Source organism: Rossellomorea vietnamensis (genome assembly GCF_001305855.1).
Taxonomy (GTDB): Bacteria; Bacillota; Bacilli; order Bacillales; family Bacillaceae_B; genus Rossellomorea; species Rossellomorea vietnamensis_A.
This window is the reverse complement of record NZ_LIXZ01000021.1, coordinates 33,276-55,984: the sequence shown is the minus strand read 5'-3', so window position 1 is coordinate 55,984 and position 22,709 is coordinate 33,276. Positions and strand designations below refer to the sequence as shown.

At 46.3% G+C, this 22,709-nt stretch carries 20 protein-coding genes and 1 pseudogene; 1 reads left to right on the top strand and 20 read right to left on the bottom strand.

Annotated elements, in window-relative coordinates; genetic code table 11:
* From AM506_RS23665 to AM506_RS19095, 12 genes and pseudogenes are all read right to left on the bottom strand, one after another.
* A pseudogene (locus AM506_RS23665) lies at positions 1–149 on the bottom strand (IS256 family transposase); the annotation flags it as partial.
* Positions 150–369: 220 nt separating this feature from the next.
* On the bottom strand, positions 370–1,236 hold the full coding sequence (prmC, locus tag AM506_RS19145; protein WP_327205556.1) for a peptide chain release factor N(5)-glutamine methyltransferase: 867 nt from the start codon (positions 1,234–1,236) through the stop codon (positions 370–372).
* Between the two features lie 2 nt (positions 1,237–1,238).
* Positions 1,239–2,309 carry a peptide chain release factor 1 gene (gene prfA / locus AM506_RS19140; RefSeq protein WP_060674362.1) on the bottom strand — a complete coding sequence of 357 codons (1,071 nt, stop codon included), beginning with the start codon at positions 2,307–2,309 and terminating at the stop codon, positions 1,239–1,241.
* A gap of 133 nt (positions 2,310–2,442) precedes the next feature.
* Entirely contained in the window at positions 2,443–2,895 is a 453-nt protein-coding gene (locus tag AM506_RS19135) for a hypothetical protein (RefSeq protein ID WP_060674360.1), read from the bottom strand.
* Positions 2,896–2,995: 100 nt separating this feature from the next.
* Positions 2,996–3,607: a thymidine kinase gene (locus AM506_RS19130; protein WP_060674359.1), complete on the bottom strand. Its 612-nt coding sequence runs from the start codon at positions 3,605–3,607 to the stop codon at positions 2,996–2,998.
* Positions 3,608–3,893: 286 nt separating this feature from the next.
* Complete coding sequence (gene rpmE / locus AM506_RS19125) at positions 3,894–4,106, bottom strand: 50S ribosomal protein L31 (protein WP_034765123.1); 213 nt, start codon at positions 4,104–4,106, stop codon at positions 3,894–3,896.
* A 221-nt stretch (positions 4,107–4,327) separates the two neighbouring features.
* On the bottom strand, positions 4,328–5,590 hold the full coding sequence (gene rho / locus AM506_RS19120; RefSeq protein ID WP_060674356.1) for a transcription termination factor Rho: 1,263 nt from the start codon (positions 5,588–5,590) through the stop codon (positions 4,328–4,330).
* Positions 5,591–5,905: 315 nt separating this feature from the next.
* Positions 5,906–6,868: a class II fructose-bisphosphatase gene (gene glpX / locus AM506_RS19115; protein ID WP_060674354.1), complete on the bottom strand. Its 963-nt coding sequence runs from the start codon at positions 6,866–6,868 to the stop codon at positions 5,906–5,908.
* 154 nt (positions 6,869–7,022) lie between these two features.
* Positions 7,023–8,306, bottom strand: coding sequence for a UDP-N-acetylglucosamine 1-carboxyvinyltransferase (locus tag AM506_RS19110; protein ID WP_060674352.1), 1,284 nt, complete (start codon positions 8,304–8,306; stop codon positions 7,023–7,025).
* Between the two features lie 179 nt (positions 8,307–8,485).
* Entirely contained in the window at positions 8,486–9,127 is a 642-nt protein-coding gene (gene fsa, locus AM506_RS19105; protein WP_060674350.1) for a fructose-6-phosphate aldolase, read from the bottom strand.
* A 178-nt stretch (positions 9,128–9,305) separates the two neighbouring features.
* Positions 9,306–10,163: a class II fructose-bisphosphate aldolase gene (locus AM506_RS19100; RefSeq protein ID WP_060674348.1), complete on the bottom strand. Its 858-nt coding sequence runs from the start codon at positions 10,161–10,163 to the stop codon at positions 9,306–9,308.
* A 180-nt stretch (positions 10,164–10,343) separates the two neighbouring features.
* The gene (locus AM506_RS19095) at positions 10,344–10,706 is read right to left on the bottom strand and encodes a response regulator (RefSeq protein WP_034765110.1); all 363 of its coding nucleotides are present in this window, start codon (positions 10,704–10,706) and stop codon (positions 10,344–10,346) included.
* 193 nt (positions 10,707–10,899) lie between these two features.
* Here AM506_RS19095 and AM506_RS19090 point away from each other — a divergent pair, with 193 nt between their 5' ends.
* Complete coding sequence (locus tag AM506_RS19090; protein WP_060674347.1) at positions 10,900–11,424, top strand: DUF2529 domain-containing protein; 525 nt, start codon at positions 10,900–10,902, stop codon at positions 11,422–11,424.
* Positions 11,425–11,534: 110 nt separating this feature from the next.
* On the opposite strand, the gene AM506_RS19085 is transcribed toward AM506_RS19090, so the two are convergent.
* The 8 genes from AM506_RS19085 to AM506_RS19050 form a co-directional block, all read right to left on the bottom strand.
* A complete protein-coding gene (locus tag AM506_RS19085) occupies positions 11,535–13,139 on the bottom strand; it encodes a CTP synthase (protein ID WP_060674345.1) in 1,605 nt (534 codons plus the stop codon).
* Between the two features lie 460 nt (positions 13,140–13,599).
* On the bottom strand, positions 13,600–14,163 hold the full coding sequence (rpoE, locus tag AM506_RS19080) for a DNA-directed RNA polymerase subunit delta (RefSeq protein ID WP_060674343.1): 564 nt from the start codon (positions 14,161–14,163) through the stop codon (positions 13,600–13,602).
* A 160-nt stretch (positions 14,164–14,323) separates the two neighbouring features.
* Complete coding sequence (locus tag AM506_RS19075) at positions 14,324–14,506, bottom strand: hypothetical protein (RefSeq protein WP_060674340.1); 183 nt, start codon at positions 14,504–14,506, stop codon at positions 14,324–14,326.
* Positions 14,507–14,952: 446 nt separating this feature from the next.
* Complete coding sequence (gene icmF / locus AM506_RS19070) at positions 14,953–18,219, bottom strand: fused isobutyryl-CoA mutase/GTPase IcmF (RefSeq protein WP_060674338.1); 3,267 nt, start codon at positions 18,217–18,219, stop codon at positions 14,953–14,955.
* A complete protein-coding gene (locus AM506_RS19065; protein ID WP_060674336.1) occupies positions 18,216–18,869 on the bottom strand; it encodes a TetR/AcrR family transcriptional regulator in 654 nt (217 codons plus the stop codon). Before AM506_RS19065 ends, icmF begins: the two co-directional genes overlap by 4 nt.
* A gap of 383 nt (positions 18,870–19,252) precedes the next feature.
* Positions 19,253–20,392, bottom strand: coding sequence for an acyl-CoA dehydrogenase (locus AM506_RS19060; protein ID WP_060674334.1), 1,140 nt, complete (start codon positions 20,390–20,392; stop codon positions 19,253–19,255).
* A gap of 167 nt (positions 20,393–20,559) precedes the next feature.
* Positions 20,560–21,696, bottom strand: coding sequence for an acyl-CoA dehydrogenase (locus AM506_RS19055; RefSeq protein ID WP_060674332.1), 1,137 nt, complete (start codon positions 21,694–21,696; stop codon positions 20,560–20,562).
* A gap of 29 nt (positions 21,697–21,725) precedes the next feature.
* Entirely contained in the window at positions 21,726–22,577 is an 852-nt protein-coding gene (locus AM506_RS19050; protein WP_060674330.1) for a 3-hydroxybutyryl-CoA dehydrogenase, read from the bottom strand.
* Positions 22,578–22,709 lie beyond the last annotated feature (132 nt).

Below are 22,709 nucleotides of genomic sequence, written 5' to 3'. Positions count from 1 at the left end.
GCCTTAGCATTTAAGTAGTCATTACGTTCTTTTTCCATAAACTCATTAAGCACTAAGACGAGGGAAGATTTAACAAGGGCATCGAGATCAGAGTTAGCCACCTGGTCTTTTAAATCTTCAATATTTAAAGTAAGATTAAGTTGGGTCATTTTTAATTCCTCCATGTACAGATTTTCTTGGTCGAAAACATTGTATCATGGGAATTAAAATGGCCCTTTTTTATTTACACAATTATATAGACTTAATCATAAGTTGGGTGAAATTGAAAATAAAAGTGGTGGAAAGCCGTCATAAGACTCTTCCTGCACTCATATTCCGATTGATTTCCATAAAAAAGACCCTCAATCACCAAAATCGAGGGTACATTTCCTATTTCCTTACACAAAACACCATACGATCTTTCCCATTGATGTCATGGACGACTTCTGTTTCTGCATCCGGGAAGGTCGCGCGCAGCAGATCCGCAACCGTCTCTCCCTGACCGACTCCGACTTCAAAGCCAATCAAGAATCTTTCTTTCATGACAAGAGGCAGTTCTTCCATAAATCGTTTATACAGATCATATCCGTCTTCCCCGCCAAATAAAGCGAGTTCAGGTTCATGATCGATTACGACATCTGATAGAGTTTCGCGGTCTGTCAGTGGGATGTATGGAGGATTGGACAAAAGAATATCCAGCTTCACTCCGGCTTCAATCAATGGCTTCAGCAGATCTCCTTCAAAAAAGCGCACATCTGCGTCGAGTCTCTTGCTATTCTCCCTGGCAACCGCCAGTGCTTCGGTCGAAATATCAACAGCCATCATCTCAAGAGGCAGACGCTCCGCTTCGAGCTTTAACGTTACCGCAATCGCACCGCTTCCCGTCCCGACATCGACAGCCTGCAAAGGAGTATCCACATCACCAAACAGATCCTTCATCTTCTGCAACCCATAATAGATCAATTCTTCCGTCTCCGGCCTCGGAATCAGCACATGCTCATTCACTATAAACTCCCGGCCGTAAAACTCCTCAGTCCCGATGATATGCTGAATCGGGACGCCACCGACATGCCGCTGGACCCCTTCCTTGAATTCGTCCCATTTTTCTTGAGGGACGGACCTCCGCTGTTCTGCCAGCAGCTGTGACCTTGACATACCCATTAAATGCCGCAAGTAAATTTCACCCACATTCTCATCGCGGCCATTTTCGACTAAAAAAGAAGAAGCCCATTTCAGGGCTTCAAATACCGTCACCATGACTATTCTTCCAGTCTTTCAAGAAGTTTGGACTGATCTTCGATGATCAATGCATCGATGACTTCATCCATCTTTCCTTCAAGGATTTGATCTAACTTCTGGATCGTCAGGCCGATGCGGTGATCCGTAACGCGGTTTTGTGGGAAATTGTACGTACGGATACGCTCGGAACGGTCACCGGTACCAACGGCAGATTTACGATTTGCATCGTATTCCGCTTGGACTTCACGCTGGAATTTATCGTACACGCGGGCACGCAATACTTTCATGGCTTTCTCTTTGTTCTTGATTTGCGATTTTTCATCCTGACATGATACGACGACACCTGTCGGGACGTGGGTCAGTCGCACGGCAGACATGGTGGTATTAACACTTTGTCCTCCCGGGCCACTGGATGCGAAAGTATCGACACGGATATCTTTATCGTGGATATCCACTTCGACTTCTTCCGCTTCCGGCAGGCAGGCTACCGTTGCCGTCGACGTATGGATACGTCCGCCGGATTCTGTTTCAGGTACACGTTGCACGCGGTGTGCCCCGTTTTCATATTTCATTTTGGAAAATGCGCCATTTCCGTTGATCATGAAGATGATCTCTTTGTAACCACCGACACCAGTGGAGTTCGCTTCCATGACTTCGATCTTCCAGCCTTGCGCTTCAGCAAAGCGACTGTACATGCGGTATAAATCACCGGCAAACAGGGCCGCTTCATCTCCACCAGCAGCACCACGAACCTCCATGATAACGTTCTTATCATCATTCGGGTCTTTCGGAATCAATAATATTTTCAGACGGGCTTCCAACGCTTCGATTTGCTCTTCAAGCTCGGAAACTTCTTCCTTCACCATTTCACGCATATCAGCATCAAGCTTATCATCCAGCATCGCCTTCGCGTCTTTATACTGCCCGGTCAATTCTTTATATTCTCGATATGCTTCTACCGTTGCTTGGATGTCTGATTGTTCTTTTGAATAATCTCTTAGCTTCTTTGGGTCATTCACAATTTCTGGATCACTCAATAGTTCATTTAACTTATCATAGCGATCTTCCACTGCTTGTAAACGATCGAACACAGCTATTCACCTCAATTTTAATCCATAACAGTACAATTATATTATATGGTGTATGTAAACACAAGGAAGAACGGGAATGGGAACAGGGGGAATTCAGGTGAAAAAGGGGCAGCCGGTGAGCTCCCCCCTTCCATTATCTTTCGGTGATTTTCACATTGATATCGTATCGGGGAATCGCTCTTTGCAACTTATCTTTCAGCATGGCTTCCTCTTTATCGGTCTCAGCCATATTCATTTCTTTCTTCGTATGGGCCGTCACCCACATTTGATTCCCATTGATCCACACCTCATCAGGCTGGAACTTAGAGTATTCCCTTACCACTTCCCGGGCTTTGTCTTCATAAACGCCTTTTGTCGTGGAAGTCGTACCTTGAGAATTAGTCAGGTTAGGGAAATTGGGATTTTGATCCGTGATTTCCCTAACATTTTTGTCCTGGCGCTTATCCATTTCCGCCTTTCGATTATCGATAAAACGGGTACCGCCGCTGTCATTATGCTCGCCGTATTCAGACTCCTGATTCACGCCGCACGCTGTAATCAAAAGAAAGAAAACAGTAAAAGATAAAGTTAACAGTAATTTTTTCATGCTTTCACACCTCCTGCTGTTAGGTTTTCCTGCAGGTTGGTGGTTATGCATGTACAAAAAAACAAAGCCACACCTACATGACTTTGTTTTCACTCACTATTTAAACTTCCTTCACCATATCCGGAGTGACGCTCATCCCGGTCGGTACTTCATGGTGATGGCGGCATCTTGGCTCGTAGGCTTCTGATGCTCCGACGAGGATGACGGGATCATCGTAACAAGCCGGTTCACCATTGATCAGGCGCTGCGTCCGGCTTGCCGGAGAGCCGCAGACGGCGCAAACGGCTTGGAGCTTAGTCACTTGCTCAGCAATGGACATCAAGTCCGGCATCGGGCCGAATGGTTCTCCGCGGAAATCCTGATCTAGACCAGCGAGGATGACACGGTATCCGCTGTTCGCTAATTTCTGGACGACGTCGACGATGCCTTCGTCAAAAAACTGAACCTCATCGATGGCTACGACATCCACCTCTGGATTCAGGTCATCAAGGATCACGCTTGACTCCTCGACTGCTTTGGCGATGACAGAGGTACCATTATGAGATACAACCGATTCATCACTGTAGCGATTATCTAGTTTTGGCTTATACACAGCAATTTCTTGTTTGGCAAATTGAGTGCGTCGGACCCGGCGGATCAGTTCTTCGGATTTCCCTGAGAACATGCTGCCGCAAATGACTTCTACCCAACCCGTTTGTTTCATGACATACACGAAAGCGCCTCTCCTTCCTTACACATTGATCTATAAAAACAGCCTGGCTGTTAGTGAAAACGGACTACTCATTAGTATAAAGCATTCCTTTATGTACGGGAATAATGCTCATTTTGGCAGAAAAAAAGAGGCACAGCTCAATTGGAACTGCCTCTATATCTTCAACCATTTGCTTTAAACGTAATAAAAAACAGGCAAGCATGAAGATCCTTGCCTGTTTTTCTAATAGAAGAGAAGGATACGCACCTACGCACAAAGACGTACGATGCGGCCTTCTGACTCTTCATTATTGTTGTTGATTTTTAAGACCGTATTTTTTGTTGAAACGGTCAACACGTCCACCAGCGTCAGCGAATTTCTGACGTCCTGTGTAGAATGGATGGCATTCAGAACATACCTCAACGCGCATTTCTTCCGCTACAGAACCAGTTTCAAATTCGTTACCGCAAGCACAGCTAACTTTGATCGTGTTGTACTTAGGATGAATTCCTGATTTCATTTCTTTCATCTCCTTCCGCCCTGAATCATCTGAGACAGAGTAATTTATTACGAAGATATATGTGATATGAGCATAAGCATGAGAGTAATAGCCAGCCCCTTACCACATCCAGTTTTTAAAAACACATTGATATCATTATAACAAGGACGAGGTATTTTTGCAAGCTGCAAAACTGGAAATTCCAGTCACCCTTTTCCTTGAAAAATCATTCGATTATTAGATTAACGCTTCTTGGACTCTTCTGTCAACACATTGAAAAACTCTTCATTCGTTTTCGATTGCTTCAGCTTGCGCATAAGCTTCTCGGCGAAATCAGGCTGATCGGACATCGCTTTTCTGATTGCCCACAGTTTTTCAAGGTGATCCGGTTTGATGAGAAGTTCCTCACGACGCGTTCCGGAACGACGGATATCGATGGCCGGGAAAATACGTCTCTCTGCAAGGGAACGGTCCAGGTGAAGCTCAAGGTTCCCTGTTCCTTTGAATTCTTCATAAATGACGTCATCCATACGGGAACCTGTGTCAACAAGCGCTGTTGCAAGGACCGTCAAGCTTCCGCCCTCTTCAATGTTACGGGCTGCCCCGAAGAATCGTTTCGGACGGTGGAACGCAGCAGGATCGATACCACCGGAAAGTGTTCGTCCACTTGGCGGGATGACCAGGTTGTACGCACGTGCGAGACGAGTGATACTATCCATCAGGATGATGACGTCACGCTTGTGCTCAACCAGACGCATGGCGCGCTCAAGGACGAGCTCGGCCACTTTGATGTGGTTTTCAGGCACTTCATCAAAAGTAGAGCTTACTACTTCCGCTTCTACAGAACGTTCGATGTCCGTTACTTCCTCTGGACGCTCGTCGATGAGAAGAATGATGAGTTCTGCTTCAGGATGATTCGTTGTAATCGAATTGGCGATTTCTTTGATCAGCATCGTCTTACCGGCTTTAGGCGGTGCCACGACCAGACCACGTTGTCCAAATCCGACCGGTGCAATGAGATCCATGATACGTGTGGAAATTTTATTCGGTTCTGTTTCAAGCTTCATTTGACGGTCAGGGTATAAAGGCGTCAACCCTGGGAAATGCACGCGCTCTTTCGCAGAATCAGGCTCTTCCCCGTTCACCATTTCAACATGAAGCAGTCCGAAATAACGCTCGTTTTCTTTCGGAGGACGTACCTTTCCCGATACTTTATCCCCGTTACGCAGATCGAAACGACGGATTTGTGACGCCGAAATATAAATATCCTCAGAGCTCGGAGAATAGTTGATCGGACGCAAGAAACCGAAGCCTTCTGATTGGATGATCTCAAGGACACCTTCCATGAAAAAGAAGCCTTCTTGTTCTGCACGAACTTTAAGGATGGCAAAAATCAATTCTTTTTTTGTTAATTTACTATAATAAGAAACTTTGTATTGTTTGGCTAGCTCGTAAAGCTCTTTCAGCTTCATATTTTCTAAGCTAGAGATTGTTAACTCTTCCATTATGACACCACGCTTTATTAATTTGTCCTACCTAAAAATAAAAAAAGAAGGGTAGATTTTCTTAAAATGAAGAAATAGTTGAAGCATATATAAAGAAAAAACGCTGAAGATAAAAACCTTATCTATTGTAACCATACTTTTCATTAAGAATCAATGACTGGGTAAAAAAAGGAAGGTGGTTTTGGTAGATAGGCAGCATTTTTTCACCTATGAAGAAAAAAGTGAGTGATAAGAGTGTGGATGGGCACGTTTCCTGCCCATCCGTTACTCTTATTTAAGAGGAGTTGGTTTCTCTCTCTGCATTGCTTGTTTCTATTATCTCATGACCAGGTTTGGTTTTTTCTGAAGACTGTGGCGTCCGTCGATGAATCGGACGGTACCGGACTTCGCACGCATAACGACAGAATGAGTCAGGCCGTATGTCCCTTTCAGCTGAACACCTCTTAACAGTTCTCCGTCTGTTACACCGGTTGCTGCAAAGATGGCATCGTCACCGCATACGAGGTCTTCCATGCGAAGGATTTTGTCCACATCGAGCCCCATGCTGATGCAGCGCTCGAGCTCTCCGTCGTTCTGCGGCAGAAGTTTCCCTTGGATCTCTCCACCTAAGCACTTCAACGCAACGGCCGCAAGAACTCCCTCTGGAGCACCGCCGGATCCGAACAGGATATCGACACCCGTATGATCGAATGCCGTATTCATGGCGCCTGCCACGTCTCCGTCATTGATCAGCTTGATGCGGGCTCCCGCTTCTCTCAGCTGTTGGATGATATGTTCGTGACGAGGACGGTTCAAGACTGTTGCCACCACGTCTTCAATATCCTTATTCTTTGCTTTCGCAACGGCTTTCAGGTTATCGATGACAGAAGCGTTGATGTCGATTTCCCCGACCGCTTCCGGTCCGACTGCGATTTTATCCATATACATATCTGGTGCATTCAGTAGGTTTCCATGGTCTGCCACCGCAAGTACTGCCAGTGCATTCCAGCCTCCGGAAGCAACGATATTCGTTCCTTCCAATGGATCGACGGCTACATCGACGCGTGGACCGTAGCCTGTCCCTAATTTTTCACCAATATAAAGCATTGGAGCTTCATCCATTTCCCCTTCACCGATGACGACCGTACCCTTCATCGGTACGGTATCGAATACATCGCGCATGGCAGAAGTTGCAGCGTCATCCGCTTCATCCTTCTTTCCGCGACCCATCCAGCGGGCCGATGCAAGGGCAGCCCCCTCTGTTACTCGAACAAGCTCCATTGATAAACTTCTTTCCATGTATATAGCCTCCCGTAATCCCTTTTGTTTTACAATAACCTTTAATTGTATAACATATTAACAGATTTATTGTAACACATTAAGGCGGTTGGAGAGACTTTTTTTCGAAAAAAGTAGGACATAATGGTTCGAATAAGCAAAAAGTTTTACAAATCTACGACTTCATCTGTTCCAATTCTTCCGCTGACATTTTTTCGCGCCAGATGGTGGCGCCGAGTCCTTCGAGTTTGGCGACTAGGTCGCTGTAGCCTCGGTCGATGTGTTCGAGGCCGGTGACTTCTGTGATTCCTTCGGCCATTAAGCCTGCGATGACAAGGGCGGCTCCTGCGCGGAGGTCGCTTGCCTTCACTTTGGCACCCTGCAATTGGACAGGTCCATTTACGATGGCTGAACGTCCTTCGACTTTGATGCTGGCATTCATTCTTCTCAGCTCATCGATATGCTTGAAGCGTGCTGAATAGATCGTGTCCGTGACGACGGCAGAGCCTTCTGCACGATTCAGTAGCGTGGTGAAGGGCTGCTGCAGATCCGTTGGGAAACCTGGATAAACGAGTGTCTTCACATCTACGGATTTGAGCTTGTCCGCTCTGCCGATATAGATCTGATCATCGTTCGTTTCAACAGGCACTCCCATTTCACGGAGCTTGGCGATGACCGATTCCATATGTAATGGGATGACGTTGTCAACGAGTACGCCTTTACCGACAGCCGCTGCAAGGATCATGAATGTTCCTGCTTCAATACGGTCAGGAATGATTGTGTGACGGCAGCCGTGAAGCTCGTCCACTCCATCGATACGGATTACATCTGTTCCTGCTCCTTTGATCCTTGCACCCATATTACTCAGTAATGTAGCGACGTCAATGATCTCAGGTTCTTTTGCCGCATTTTCAATGATCGTTCTGCCTTTGGCGCGAACCGCTGCAAGCATGATGTTGATTGTTGCACCGACACTCACGACATCAAGGTAGATGCGGGCACCCTTTAGTTCATCGGCACGGAGATAAATTGCACCCTGTTCGTTGGTGACTTCCGCTCCAAGTGCCTCGAAACCTTTAATATGTTGATCGATCGGACGTGGACCAAGATGGCATCCACCCGGTAAGCCGATGACCGCTTTTTTGAAACGTCCGAGCATCGCCCCCATTAAATAATAGGAAGCACGAAGCTTCTTCACCTTCCCGCTTGGTAAAGGCATGGACACCATTTGACTTGGATCTACACTCATATCCCCATCTTCCAATGAGACAGAACCACCGATTTCTTCTAAGAGATCTTTCAGCGTTCTTACATCAGAGATATCTGGTAACCCTTCGATTGTGACCGGAGAATCAGCAAGAATGGTTGCCGGGATCAAGGCTACCGCACTATTTTTGGCCCCACTGACTTTAATGGTGCCTTCAAGGGGATAACCTCCTGCAATTTTTAGCTTTTCCATATTAAACTCCCTTCCACTGTTCAGCGATTTAAGGACATGTTTTCCCTAAATCTAAACAAAAAGGATTATTTTTCCAATAGAAGACGTTCTAAGAAGTATTGTCTACTAGTGTATACATAATTCGTCAAAACATGTATAGGATAATCGAATTTTTTTCTTTTAGACCGATTGACCTAAAATCAGCGATTGTTCCAGTCATTCAAGAAGGCATCGATTCCTTTATCCGTCAGAGGATGCTGGAATAATTGCTTCAATACTTTAAGAGGAACGGTTGCGATATGAGCCCCTCGGAGCGCCGCTTCCGTAATATGCTGCGGATGACGGGTCGAAGCCGCGATGATTTCCGTTTCCAGGCCGTGAATCGCAAAGATCTCGGCAATCTGGGAAACCAGCTCCAGGCCGTCTTGACCGATATCATCTAATCTTCCTAAAAAAGGCGAAACATACGTCGCTCCAGCACGAGCCGCTAAAAGCGCCTGGTTCGCACTGAAAATCAGCGTGACATTTGTCTTGATCCCTTCTTTAGCAAAAGTAGATGCAGCCGTCAGACCGTCCGGCGTCATTGGAAGCTTCACCGTAATATTCGGAGCGATCTTCGCAAGCTCCCGGCCTTCTTTGATCATGCCTTCCGCATCCAATGCGATGACTTCAGCGCTTACAGAACCAGGGACAAGATCCGTGATTTCTTTTAATCGGTCCTCAAATGTTACGCCCTTTTCTTTTGCTACAAGGGACGGATTCGTCGTCACTCCTGAAATGATACCCCATTCAAATGCTTCCTTGATTTCACTCATGTTTGCTGTGTCTATGAAAAATTTCATTTCCTCTACCCCATTTTCGACAAAATTTTCAATCATCTTTTAATGAACGGAAGGGACTGACCCAAAAGGTATCAAACCTCTCCCGGTGCCAGTCCCATCCTACAGCTTCATTCTTTTTCTACCACATCAGGAAAGCCCCTAATCTAGCCGCAAGGACTTTCCAAACATTACCTGTCTATTACGCCTGGTTAGAAGAACCGAATTCGCGCATTTTACCGATTACTGTTGCTTTGATTGCTTCACGAGCTGGACCCATGTATTTACGTGGATCGTATACTTCTGTGTCAGCCGCTAATACTTCGCGTACTGCTTTAGCAGAAGTGATTTGATTTTCAGTATTTACATTGATTTTAGCTGTTCCGTAAGAAATCGCTTTTTGAATATCTTTTGTAGGAATTCCAGTTCCACCGTGAAGTACTAATGGTACTCCGGCAGCAGCTCCGATTTCTTCCATTTCTTTGAATCCTAGGTTTGGTTCACCTTTGTAAGGACCATGAACGGAACCTAAAGCAGGTGCAAGTGTATCGATACCAGTACGTTCTACTAGTTCTTGACACTCTTTAGGGTCTGCATAGATAACGCCGTCAGCGATGACGTCATCTTCTTGTCCACCAACTGTTCCAAGCTCAGCTTCAACAGAAACACCTTTAGAATGAGCATACTCAACCACTTTAGAAGTGATTTCAATGTTCTCCTCGAAAGGACCGTGGGAAGCATCGATCATTACAGAAGTGAATCCAGCATCGATTGCTTCTTTACATTTGTCAAAGCTTGAACCGTGATCCAAGTGAATCGCAACAGGAACTGTGATGTTTAAGTCTTCCATAAGACCTTCAACCATTTTCACAACTGTTTTGAAGCCGCTCATGTAACGTGCAGCACCTTCAGATACACCAAGGATGACAGGTGATTTTTCTTCTTCTGCCGCTTGCAGGATCGCTTGAGTGAACTCAAGGTTATTCAGATTGAATTGACCTACCGCGTAGCTTTTTTCTTTTGCTTGAATAAGCATGTCTTTCATTGAAACTAAAGGCATAGTTATTTCCTCCTTGTATTCAGTCAGTCGACCATTTTGGTATAAATGGCGGTGTTATGTATAACACCTTGTGACATAGTTAACAAATTCACTTGTATCATACCAAAACAGAAATGATTTTACCAACTGCAGAGGCGAAATGTTAAAAATACTACTATTTTCACTATTCGAATAACTTCCTTATACTGGAATATACTGTCTGACGGCCTGTCTGATATCGTCAATATCAAACGGCTTCGCAAAATGGGTAAGCGCTCCCAAGTCCTTTGCCTCCTGAATCATGTCGAGTTCTCCGTATGCGGTCATGATAATGACACGGATATCCGCATCTTTCTGCTTCATCCGCTTCAGGATTTCAATTCCATCCATTCCAGGAATTTTCATATCGAGCAAAACCAGATCAGGGGAATGCTTATCTACGATTTCAAGAGCCTGAATGCCGTTCGCAGCTTGAAATGTTTGGTAGCCTTCCTTTTGCAACACTTCATTTAATAGAATCCTAATACCAAATTGATCGTCCACAATCAGAATCTTCTCATTCATATACCTCAGTCCCCTTCACATTTTAATAAATTATGTATTCCGACGGTAAATAATTGTATATTTATTACTTATTCTCTTTTTCTGTAAAAAAATCCTGCTTATTCTCAAGATTTTGCTAGAGACCTTTTTCCCCTTTATAATAAGGGTTACGATGAGAAATGTCGAAGATGAATGTAAAAGGAGATTGAACTCTATGATCAAAATGTTCACTACACAGTTAACCGGATTGTTCAAACGGATTTATGATAAACAGGAATTCGAAATAGAGGACGGAGCACGCCTCCTTGCCCAGGCCGCCATTGGCCAGGGAAGCATCTACATAAAAGGCTACCGGGAAATGGAAGCTGTCACCGCCGAAGCCCTGTTCGGTGCCGAGCCGCTTCCTTCTGCTAAAAGATACGAATCTTCCACCGAACTGACTGAAGCGGATCGTGTGCTGATCGTCACCCGCTATTCAACGGATGAAGAAGCAGTGGCGTTCGCGAAGAAGCTCTCTGCTGACGGTGTGCCATTTGTAGCGGTATCCGGATTGGTCGAGGGAGATGAGAATCTGTTGGACATTGCGGATATCCACTTAGATACAAAAGTGATAAAAGGGATGCTCCCCGGCGATGAAATCGGTGAGCGCGTGAGCTTCCCATCCAGCATGGCTGCCCTTTATCTCTATTACGCATTGGGGTTTGTGATCCGTGAGATGTTGGAGGAGTATGAAGAGTAATGAATGAGCCTGTTCCCGTTTGGGGATGGGTTTTTTTGATGGGGTTGGGTTGGGATTCTCCAAACACAAAAAAACCCTCCCAAACCGGGAGAGCTCTTCCAAACAAAATCTTATTTCTCACCATACGCAAGTGACGCTTCCACGAAGTCTCTGAATAGAGGCTGCGGGCGTGTCGGGCGTGATGTGAATTCAGGGTGGAACTGAGATGCGACGAACCATGGGTGGTCGCTCAGCTCGATGATTTCCACAAGACGGCCATCAGGGCTTGTACCTGAGAAGATGAAGCCGGCTTTTTCCATTTGTTCACGGTAGTGATTGTTGAATTCGAAACGGTGACGGTGACGCTCGTACACGACTTCCCCGTCGTAGGCTGCATAGGCTTTTGAACCTTTTGTCAGCTTACATGGGTATAGTCCAAGACGAAGTGTCCCTCCAAGGTCTTCGATATCCTTTTGTTCCGGTAATAGATCGATGACCGGATATGGCGTTTCTGGATTCAGCTCAGCAGAGTGTGCTCCTTCCATGCCAAGTACGTTACGCGCGTATTCTACGGATGCAAGCTGCATACCAAGGCAGATTCCAAGGAAAGGAATCTTGTTTTCACGGGCATATTGGGTCGCAGCGATCTTTCCTTCGACACCGCGGTCACCGAAGCCGCCTGGTACGAGGATTCCATCTACGCCTGCCAGTTTTTCGGCAACATTTTCGCTGTCGACAAGCTCAGAGTTCAACCAGCTCACTTCAATGTCGCTGTCGAAATGATAACCTGCATGACGAAGAGCTTCCACGACAGAAATATACGCATCCTGTAATTCAACATATTTCCCGACAAGGGCGATCCTTGTTTTGCGGGAAAGGTTTTTCACGCGGTCGACGAGTTCATTCCACTCGGTCATGTCTGCTTCATGGCAGTTCAGCTTCAAGTGCTGACAAGTGATTTCATCAAGCTTTTGATCTTGAAGAGCCAGTGGTACAGAGTAAAGCGTATCTGCATCCATCGCTTCGATTACCGCATGTTTGTCGATATCACAGAATAGCGCGATCTTGTCTTTCATATCCTGGGTCATCGGCATTTCTGTACGCACGACGATGACATTTGGCTGGATCCCGAGACTGCGAAGCTCTTTCACGCTGTGCTGGGTCGGTTTCGTCTTCATTTCACCTGCCGCTTTAATGTAAGGAATAAGCGTACAGTGAATATACATCACGTTGTCACGACCGACATCACTCTTGATCTGGCGGATCGCTTCAAGGAATGGAAGCGATTCGATATCCCCGACGGTTCCACCGATTTCCGTGATCACGACATCGGAATTCGTTTCGCGGCCGGCACGGTAAACGCGCTCTTTGATTTCATTCGTGATATGCGGGATGACTTGCACAGTCCCACCAAGATAATCTCCGCGGCGCTCTTTTTTTAGAACAGTAGAATAGATTTTACCTGTTGTCACAGAGCTGTATTTAGTCAGGTTAATGTCAACAAAACGCTCGTAGTGACCTAAGTCAAGATCTGTCTCAGCACCATCATCGGTTACGAATACTTCACCGTGCTGATATGGACTCATCGTTCCCGGATCTACGTTGATGTATGGATCGAACTTCTGGATCGTGACGCTCACTCCACGGTTTTTGAGTAGTCTTCCAAGGGAAGCTGCTGTGATCCCTTTCCCTAGTGACGACACTACGCCGCCTGTTACGAAAATATACTTAGTCATGTATATGTCCCCCTTAAAAGTAAGTTTGGTTCAAAAAAAGTAGAGGGTGTCTATTGTAGGTATGTCATGAATTTATCTTGTTCAAAGAAGGACAAGTCCATTCTCTTAAAATAAATTCATCAGCATACTAAGCTTTAAGACAGCCTCTTATTATCAAGATACATAAAAATGTAAGGGGTCTTTAAAGAATCGATCCGCTACTTATGAAAGGTTGGCAAAAACCCGTTCATGTCAATGCATTCTTCTTATAAAAACAAAAAACGCCCCGCTTACAATCGTGTAAGGGGAGCGTGATATACGTAATCTGTCCCTTTTTAGGGAGCCCAAATAAAATACTACCTTCATGAAGGATAGAAGTCAAGCATAGAATAAGGGATAGAATTTTCAATCATTTCACGTAAATAAAAAGGCCCCCGGAAGGCGCAAAAGCCTGGCGGGAGCCACACTGAACCGGGAGAGATTATTTCTCTTCCTCTTCTTCTGATTCATCTTCTTCTTCGTCATCATCTTCGACATCGTCGAATTCATCGATCTCGAGCTCTTCTTCTTCGTCATCATCAATGTCCAGATCCTCGTCTGCATCATCAACATCGACATCGTCGTCGTCATCCGTCAGATCATCATCATCGTCTGCGTCATCAAGATCATCATAATCAAGATCTTCATCTTCCAGATCATCGAAATCTTCCAGATCTAAGTCTTCGTCTTTCTTCTTCGCTTTTTTCTTTTTGCTTGATTTCATCGTTGGAACGGTCTCTTCCTCAATTTGATCAACCGGGTACCATTCTCTTAATCCCCAACGATTATCTCCCATGGCAATGTATCGTCCGTCGATATTCAAATCCGTGTAGAATTGAAGTAAACGGCTCTTTACCTCTTTATCAGAGATTCCAAGCAAACCTTTGATTTCCTTCACGATCTCTTCAAATGCCATCGCTTGCTTTTTCTCTACTAAAATTTCATGTGCCAGTTCAATGAATGATGTTTGACTCAATTCTTCTTTGGATAATTGCTTTAGACTCACTTTACGCACTTCCTTTCTCTATTTCACACTCTACTAAGTAGAGTAAAAAAGGGCAAAAATTCTCCATTATCAATTTTAACCATATTCAACATTATAAACAATATAAATCACTTTATGCTATACATATCTCGTTTTTCCCGCATTTTTTTCGCATCTGATTTCAGGATGGCCGGCCATTTCCCAATTTCTCTTCTTTCTGAGCGCTCCTGAGGACCCGGAATGCTTCATAGAATAGATAAAAAGAGAGTAGGAAAAAAGGGATGGCACCCAGTTGAATTTGATATAAAAGGATGGCGGCGTATAGGGTGATGATTAATAGTATGTAGCGTAAAATGGTCTTCACAGTCTCACATCCAAACGTATGTATCGTACTTCCCCGTTCACTTATCTGACAATTCTTATTATATAGGATGTTTTACCCTATATGTATTAAGTTCATGTTAAAAATTGGTTGATTTCGTATAAAGGATAGACGGTTTGGTGGGTTTTTAAACTTGTTGGTTTCTTTTTATCATTTTTCATGAGACATGCGTTGTTGATTTCCGCTGCAGGCACTCGCTTTCCGCGGGGCGTGAGTTGAGCCTCCTCGGGCGCTGCCCTGCGGGGTCTCAACTTTCCCGCAATTCCCGCAGGAGTCGAGTGCCTTCCGCTTCAATCAACTTAGTTTAATGTTTTCAAACAGCTTAATACCACCATCATTCATACTATGCATACTGATCATCAACTATTTTCCATTTGTAAAAAAGAGACTACTGCACCCCTACAGTAGTCTCATCTTCCTTTTATTTGTTACATGTTGCGTCGGTACTGGCCGCCTACTTCGTAGAGGGCGCGTGTGATTTGGCCGAGGCTTGCGATTTTTACGGTTTCCATGAGTTCTTCGAAGATGTTTCCTCCACCCACGGCTGCCTGCTTTAGGCGGGTGAGGGCTTCTTCGGTTTTGTCTTTGTGCTGTGATTGGAAGTCCCGCAGGTTTTGAATTTGTGTTTCTTTTTCTTCCTGCGTGGCACGTGCCAGTTCCATACTGTCCATCTGTTCTTCTGATGGTGGATTCGGATTCAGGTATGTGTTCACTCCGACGATCGGAAGCTCACCGGAATGTTTCTTCATTTCGTAGTACATGGATTCTTCCTGGATCTTTCCGCGTTGATACTGTGTTTCCATGGATCCCAGTACGCCACCGCGGTCATTTAAGCGGTCGAATTCTGTGAGGACCATTTCTTCCACGAGATCCGTCAGCTCTTCAGCGATGAACGAACCTTGGAGCGGATTTTCATTTTTGGATAATCCGTGTTCTTTCGTGATGATCATCTGGATTGCCATGGCACGGCGGACGGATTCCTCCGTCGGTGTCGTGATCGCTTCATCATAGGCGTTCGTATGCAGGGAGTTACAGTTATCCTGCAGGGCCATCAACGCTTGAAGCGTTGTACGAATATCATTGAAATCGATTTCCTGGGCGTGCAGGGAACGTCCGGACGTTTGGATATGATACTTCAGCTTCTGACTGCGTTCATTCGCACCGTATTTATCACGCATCACCGTCGACCAAATGCGGCGTGCCACACGTCCGATCACCGTATACTCGGGATCAAGGCCGTTCGAGAAGAAGAACGATAAGTTTGGCGCGAAGGCATTGATATCCATTCCGCGGCTTAAATAGTATTCCACGTACGTAAAACCGTTCGCCAATGTAAAGGCAAGCTGTGAAATCGGGTTCGCTCCCGCTTCAGCGATATGATAACCCGAAATCGATACAGAGTAATAGTTTCGTACTTTGTGATCGATGAAATACTGCTGGATGTCCCCCATCATGCGAAGAGCAAACTCAGTTGAGAAGATACACGTATTCTGACCCTGATCTTCTTTTAAAATATCTGCCTGAACCGTTCCGCGAACGACTTGAAGGGTCTGTTCCTTCACTTCCACATACTCTTCCACGGTCAACACCCGGCCGAGCTCTTCTTCCTTCATGCGGATCTGCTGATCGATCGCTGTGTTCATATACATGGCAAGGATGATCGGTGCGGGACCGTTGATCGTCATGGACACTGATGTTGAAGGCGCACATAAATCAAAACCGGCATACAGCTTCTTCATGTCTTCAAGTGTACAGATGCTCACGCCGCTCTCTCCGACTTTCCCGTAAATGTCCGGACGGTGGTCCGGATCTTCACCATAAAGTGTGACGGAATCAAAGGCGGTACTCAGGCGTTTCGCATCATCATCCTTCGACAGATAGTGGAAACGGCGGTTCGTCCGTTCAGGCGTCCCTTCACCGGCGAACTGACGCTTCGGATCTTCCCCTTTGCGTTTGAAAGGGAATACTCCTGCTGTGTACGGGAAGGATCCTGGAACGTTCTCTTTGTATACCCAATCCAGAATCTGGCCGTAGTCTTTATATTTTGGAAGGGACACTTTCGGGATATCCAGTCCGGATAAACTCTTTGTCTTTAATTCCGTGACAATTTCTTTATCACGGATTTTTGTGATGAACTGATCCTTACTGTACGTTTCTTTGAGGTTATCCCATTTTTGTAAAATCTGTTTCGATTCTGATGTTAATTTGTTTTCCACTTCTTCTTTCAACGTTTGAAGGGACGTTACGACACCGTCATTCGTTTCTTTCTCATTGACCGCTTCGATGGCCCCTTCAAGCTGGAACAGACGGCGGGCAAGATTCACTTGCTCTTCGGCTTTTTTATGATAATTCCGGACCGTTTCAGCAATCTCACGCAGATAGTAACGGCGATTGTTTGGAATGATGACGTTTTGCTTCTCGACATCGACATCTTTGGAGAAGCCCGTTTTCCAATCCAGCTCCATCTTCTTGTTCACCGTTTCGACGATTGCCGCAAATAAAGCATTGGTTCCCGGGTCATTGAACTGGCTGGCGATCGTTCCGTACACTGGCATGTCATCAAGATCTTTATCAAAGAGCATATGACTGCGCTGATACTGTTTCTGCACCTGACGTCTCGCATCCTCTGAGCCTTTGCGCTCGAACTTATTGATGACGATCAGATCGGCAAAGTCGATCATATCGATTTTCTCCAGTTGTGACGGGGCACCGAACTCACTTGTCATGACGTACATGGACATGTCACAGATCTCAGCGATTTCCGCATCCCCCTGCCCGATCCCGCTCGTTTCCACGACGATCAGGTCATATCCTGCCGCTTTCACTACATTGATCGCGTCCTTGATCGCCAGTGAAAGTTCCGTTTTCGACCCACGGGTAGCAAGGCTTCGCATGTAAACACGTGGGTTGAAGATCGCATTCATGCGGATCCGGTCACCCAATAAGGCTCCGCCTGTTTTTTGTTTCGTTGGATCGATGGATAGAATAGCGATTTTCTTTTCAGGAAGTTCGTTGATGAAGCGACGAATCAGTTCATCCGTCAAGGAACTCTTCCCTGCTCCACCCGTTCCCGTGATTCCTAAAACAGGTGCTTTTTTCGCTAAGCTCTTGATTTCAGAGAAAACCGTCTGGGCTGTCGCTGCCACTTCTTCATTTGCCCCGACCTGGTACTCGGCAAGTGAAATCAGCTTCGATACCGTGTTCACATTACCGGTTGAAAGCTTCTCGACTTCCTGATTCACGCTTCCCTTGATCGTCGGGAAATCACATTCCTCGATCATCTTGTTGATCATGCCTTGAAGACCCTGCGTACGACCATCTTCAGGAGAGAAGATCCGGGCAATCCCGTATTCGTGAAGTTCCTTGATTTCACGCGGGATGATCACCCCGCCGCCTCCGCCATAAATGCGGATGTGGGAAGCCCCTCTTTCTTTCAAAAGGTCGTACATATATTTAAAGTATTCCACATGTCCACCCTGATAGGATGAAATCGCAATCCCCTGAACATCTTCCTGAATAGCGGCATTGACGACTTCCTCTACAGAACGGTTATGGCCCAAGTGGATAACCTCTGCTCCACTTGCCTGGATAATCCGACGCATTATGTTGATCGATGCATCATGTCCGTCAAACAGGCTCGATGCCGTGACAAAACGAACATGGTGCTTTGGTTTATAAATCTCAACCGTGCTCATATTATTCCCCCTGTTCTCCCTTGTTTTTCAAATCCGATGATCCCCGTAAAGGTGAGTTCGATTTGAAGATTGATGAACTCCTCGAGTGTATACCTCTTCTGCAGTGCCCAGCGACGGAATCCCCACATCTGTCCCTGGACGAATACATTCTGAGCCAGCATATGGATCTGATCATCATTAAGCTCAAGCTTTCCGCTGTCGACGCAGCCTTTGATGAGGTCTTCCACCATCCCCACCATTTCAAGTTCTTTCCGGAGCACATATGGAAGGGCATCCTTCGATAAGGATTTCGCTTCCTGATACATGACGAGGACTTCATCTTGCATCCGGTCCATCACCTGAAAATAATGGGCGATGCCGAGACGTAAATTTTCAAGCGTCCCTTTTCCGACATCAAGCTCCTCAAGCTCCAATCGAACCTGCTCATAAATGCTGTCACACACTAAATACAGGACATCTTCCTTTGTTCGTATATATTCATACAGCGTTCCGATACTGAATCCGGCGGCCTTTGCAATCTCTCTAGTCGTGGTGCGGTGAAACCCCTTCTGTTTAAATAGAGAGACGGCCCCGCGAATCATTTGATCACGCCGCTTTTCCACCAAACGCTCATCCTTAACAGAAGCATGAACTTCCCTCTTCTTATTCAAAACAACCGACCGCCTTTATAATCCGTTTCTCCCATTGACCCCTAATCCCTATACTGACTGCCTCATCCCCCAACGAAGCAATCAGGACTCTATCTCTATATCAACTCACACCGGGTCTGGCACCCTCAACCAACATGCGATATCACAAACCCCTATTACGCCAAGAAGCACACTAAACCCATCGGGTGCCTGACACAAGTAAGGACCTACCACCAAATACCCATCAAGCAAGCCTATCCCTCCCACCGGGTCTGGCACCCTCAACCAGCATGCGATATCACAAACCCCTTTACACCAAGAAACACGCTGAAATCCCTCGGGTGCCTGACACGCGTTAGGAAGGACCACCAGATCCCATCCAAAAAAAGTTCCTACTCCTAACCCTACTTCGTCACCATCCGCGAAATAACCAATCTCTGAATCTCCTGCGTCCCCTCATAAATCTGAGTGATCTTCGCGTCACGCATATAACGCTCCACCGGATAGTCCTTCGTATAACCATATCCACCGAAGATTTGAACCGCTTCCGTCGTCACTTTCATCGCCGTATCCCCGGCCATCAATTTCGACATCGCCGATTCTTTTCCGTACGGAAGACCTTCAGACTCAAGCCATGCAGCTTGATAGGTTAATAGACGGGAAGCTTCGATGGACGTTGCCATATCGGCGATCTTGAATGAAATCCCCTGGTTCGCTGCAATCGGTTTACCGAACTGTTCACGCTCTTTTGCATAATCGACAGACGCATCAAGTGCACCCTGTGCAATCCCCACTGCTTGAGCGGCAATTCCGTTACGGCCGCCATCAAGGGTCATCATAGCAATTTTGAAGCCGTCGCCTTCGTTCCCAAGCATGTTCTCTTTCGGTACCTTACAGTCTTCAAATACGATTTCAGTTGTTGGAGATGAACGGATTCCAAGCTTCTTCTCTTTTTTCCCAACAGAGAACCCTTTGAAGTCTGCTTCTACGATGAAGGCACTCGTTCCACGCTGGCGCTGTGATGGATCCGTCAAGGCAAATACGATATACGTATCAGCGATTCCACCGTTTGTGATGAAAATTTTAGAGCCGTTCAATACGTAGTGATCGCCTTCTAAGCGGGCCGTCGTTTTCATGCCGCCTGCGTCTGATCCTGAACCCGGCTCCGTCAGACCGTAAGCTCCGATCTTCTCTCCCTGGGCCATCGGACGAAGATACTTCTGCTTCTGCTCTTCCGTACCAAACTTATAAACAGGCCAACCGGCTAAAGAAGTATGGGCGGATAATGTAACACCTGTAGACGCACACACTCTTGATAATTCTTCAACCGCGATACAATAAGCCAGATAATCACTGCCGATCCCGCCGTATTCTTCAGGCCAAGGAATCCCCGTCAAGCCAAGCTCCGCCATCTTCTTGAATAAATCCATATCAAAGCGCTCTTCCTCATCACGCTCAGCAGCAGTAGGAGCCACCTCATTACGTGCAAAATCACGCACCATCTTACGTATCATTTCATGCTCTTCCGACAATTTAAAATTCATTCCAAATTCCTCCTATTATCTAAATACCGGGTCTGGCACCCTCAAGAAACAAGCTAAGCCACAAACCCATTTACGCCACTAAACATAACAATCTATATCTGGGGCCTGACCCGCTAAGAATATATGCAAGTCCACACCCCTCCGTAATCCAACGAAGCACTATCCCTCTACACCAACAAATGCTTCCCAATCACTATCCGCTGAATCTCACTCGTACCCTCATAAATCTCCGTCACCTTCGCATCACGGAACAAGCGCTCCACCGGATATTCCTTCGTATACCCATATCCGCCATACACCTGAATCGCTTCCGTCGAGACTTCTACGGCTGTTTTCGATGCAAACAGCTTTGCCATACTGGCTTCTTTCCCGCAGGAAATATTGTTCGCACGAAGATTTGCCGCCCGGTACACGAGAAGCTTCGAGCCTTCAACGGCCGTCGCCATATCGGCAAGCTTAAAGCCGATTCCCTGCTGGGCGGCGATCGGTTTGCCGAATTGTACACGCTCTTTTGCATAAGCCGTTGAGTAGTCAAAGGCGGCTTCAGCTATTCCCAGCGCCTGTGCGGCTATTCCGATTCTGCCGACATCCAGGTTCGCCATGGCGATCTTAAAGCCTTCCCCTTCTTCACCAAGAAGGTTTTCAGCCGGGACTTTCATATCTTCAAACGTCAGCTGGACGGTCCGTGAACCGTGAAGCCCCATCTTATGTTCGTCTTTCCCAATCACAAGACCGGGTGTATCCTTCTCGACGATGAAGGCCGATACCCCCCGGCTCCCCTTCGTCGAATCCGTTGTCGCAAATACAATATACGTATCCGCTTCGCCCCCATTGGTAATGAAGACTTTCGATCCGTTCACCACATAGTGGTCCCCGCGCTTTTCCGCACGTGATTTCAGGCTCTTCGCATCAGACCCTGCACTCGGCTCCGTCAGACAGAAAGCGCCTAAATACTCACCTGTTGCAAGCTTAGGAAGGTACTTATTCTTCTGTTCTTCATTTCCAAAATAAAGGATCGGATTGGTTCCCACTGACGTATGGACCGACAGGATGACCCCGATGGTGGCGCTTACTTTCGAAAGCTCGTGAATCGCAATGATATACGAAGTGAAGTCCATCTCTGATCCGCCATATTTCTCCGGAATCGTAATCCCCATCAAACCAAGTTCGGCCATCTTTTTTAGAATGTCCCTCGGGAACTCTCCCGCTTCCATCTTCTCAATGAACGGCTGAATTTCTGTTTCGGCAAAATCCCGGACCATCTTTCTCATCATCTGCTGCTCTTCCGTGAATCGTAACTCCATGACTGTTTCCTCCCTGATGTTCGTGGTGATCATTCGTACGAATAGAAGCCGCGGCCCGTTTTCTTACCCAGCCAGCCTGCTTTCACATATTTCCGGAGTAGCGGGCATGGACGGTATTTATCATCACCGAAGCCTTCATGCAGGGTTTCCATGATGTACAGGCATGTATCGAGTCCGATGAAGTCAGCGAGAGTCAGCGGTCCCATCGGGTGATTCATGCCAAGCTTCATCACTTCATCGATCGCCTCTTTGCTCGCCACTCCTTCATAAAGGGTGTAGATCGCTTCGTTGATCATCGGCATCAGAATCCGGTTTGAAACGAATCCCGGGAAGTCTTCCACTTCTACAGGTACTTTGTTAAGAGACTTCGTCATATCTTCAATCACTTGATACACTTCATCCGTCGTGGCAAGCCCACGGATGATTTCAACCAACTTCATCACCGGTACCGGATTCATGAAATGCATGCCGATTACCTGCTTCGGACGCTTCGTCGCTGCAGCGATTTCCGTGATCGGCAGGGAAGAAGTGTTCGAAGCCAAAATCGTATGTTCCGGCGTAATTTCATCCAATTGAGCGAAAATTTTCGTTTTGATGTCCATATTTTCAACAGCCGCTTCGATGACAAGATCCACCTTCTTGGCGTCCCCGATATCTGTTGAAGCCGTCAAACGGTTCACAGTCGCCGCTTTGTCTTCTTCAGACATTCTTCCTTTTTCAACGGAACGCGTCAGATTCTTCGTGATGACACCCATTCCCTTTTGGACAAACTCCTCTTTCAAATCGTTCAGATATACGTTGAATCCCGCCTGGGCACAGACTTGAGCGATCCCCGAGCCCATTTGTCCCGCGCCGATGACCATTACGTTTTTGATGTTCATTTTGTTTCTCCCCTTTGTTATATGAGACTAGTAGACTAGTTGGTTTGATATGGTTTTATTGATTCAGCTACTGAAATAAGTAGATATTTCACCTGTTGATTTTCATCAGAAATTCAGCAGCTGAACTCACGG

Bases quoted from the DNA above. Each gene is read 5' to 3' on its own strand.
- prmC (WP_327205556.1), bottom strand. From the start codon at position 1,236: ATGGTGACGGTATTTGAAGCCCTGAAATGGGCTTCTTCTTTTTTAGTC.
- AM506_RS19135 (WP_060674360.1), bottom strand. From the start codon at position 2,895: ATGAAAAAATTACTGTTAACTTTATCTTTTACTGTTTTCTTTCTTTTG.
- rpmE (WP_034765123.1), bottom strand. From the start codon at position 4,106: ATGAAATCAGGAATTCATCCTAAGTACAACACGATCAAAGTTAGCTGT.
- rho (WP_060674356.1), bottom strand. From the start codon at position 5,590: ATGGAAGAGTTAACAATCTCTAGCTTAGAAAATATGAAGCTGAAAGAG.
- glpX (WP_060674354.1), bottom strand. From the start codon at position 6,868: ATGGAAAGAAGTTTATCAATGGAGCTTGTTCGAGTAACAGAGGGGGCT.
- AM506_RS19110 (WP_060674352.1), bottom strand. From the start codon at position 8,306: ATGGAAAAGCTAAAAATTGCAGGAGGTTATCCCCTTGAAGGCACCATT.
- fsa (WP_060674350.1), bottom strand. From the start codon at position 9,127: ATGAAATTTTTCATAGACACAGCAAACATGAGTGAAATCAAGGAAGCA.
- AM506_RS19100 (WP_060674348.1), bottom strand. From the start codon at position 10,163: ATGCCTTTAGTTTCAATGAAAGACATGCTTATTCAAGCAAAAGAAAAA.
- AM506_RS19095 (WP_034765110.1), bottom strand. From the start codon at position 10,706: ATGAATGAGAAGATTCTGATTGTGGACGATCAATTTGGTATTAGGATT.
- AM506_RS19090 (WP_060674347.1), top strand. From the start codon at position 10,900: ATGATCAAAATGTTCACTACACAGTTAACCGGATTGTTCAAACGGATT.
- AM506_RS19085 (WP_060674345.1), bottom strand. From the start codon at position 13,139: ATGACTAAGTATATTTTCGTAACAGGCGGCGTAGTGTCGTCACTAGGG.
- icmF (WP_060674338.1), bottom strand. From the start codon at position 18,219: ATGAGCACGGTTGAGATTTATAAACCAAAGCACCATGTTCGTTTTGTC.
- AM506_RS19060 (WP_060674334.1), bottom strand. From the start codon at position 20,392: ATGAATTTTAAATTGTCGGAAGAGCATGAAATGATACGTAAGATGGTG.
- AM506_RS19055 (WP_060674332.1), bottom strand. From the start codon at position 21,696: ATGGAGTTACGATTCACGGAAGAGCAGCAGATGATGAGAAAGATGGTC.
- AM506_RS19050 (WP_060674330.1), bottom strand. From the start codon at position 22,577: ATGAACATCAAAAACGTAATGGTCATCGGCGCGGGACAAATGGGCTCG.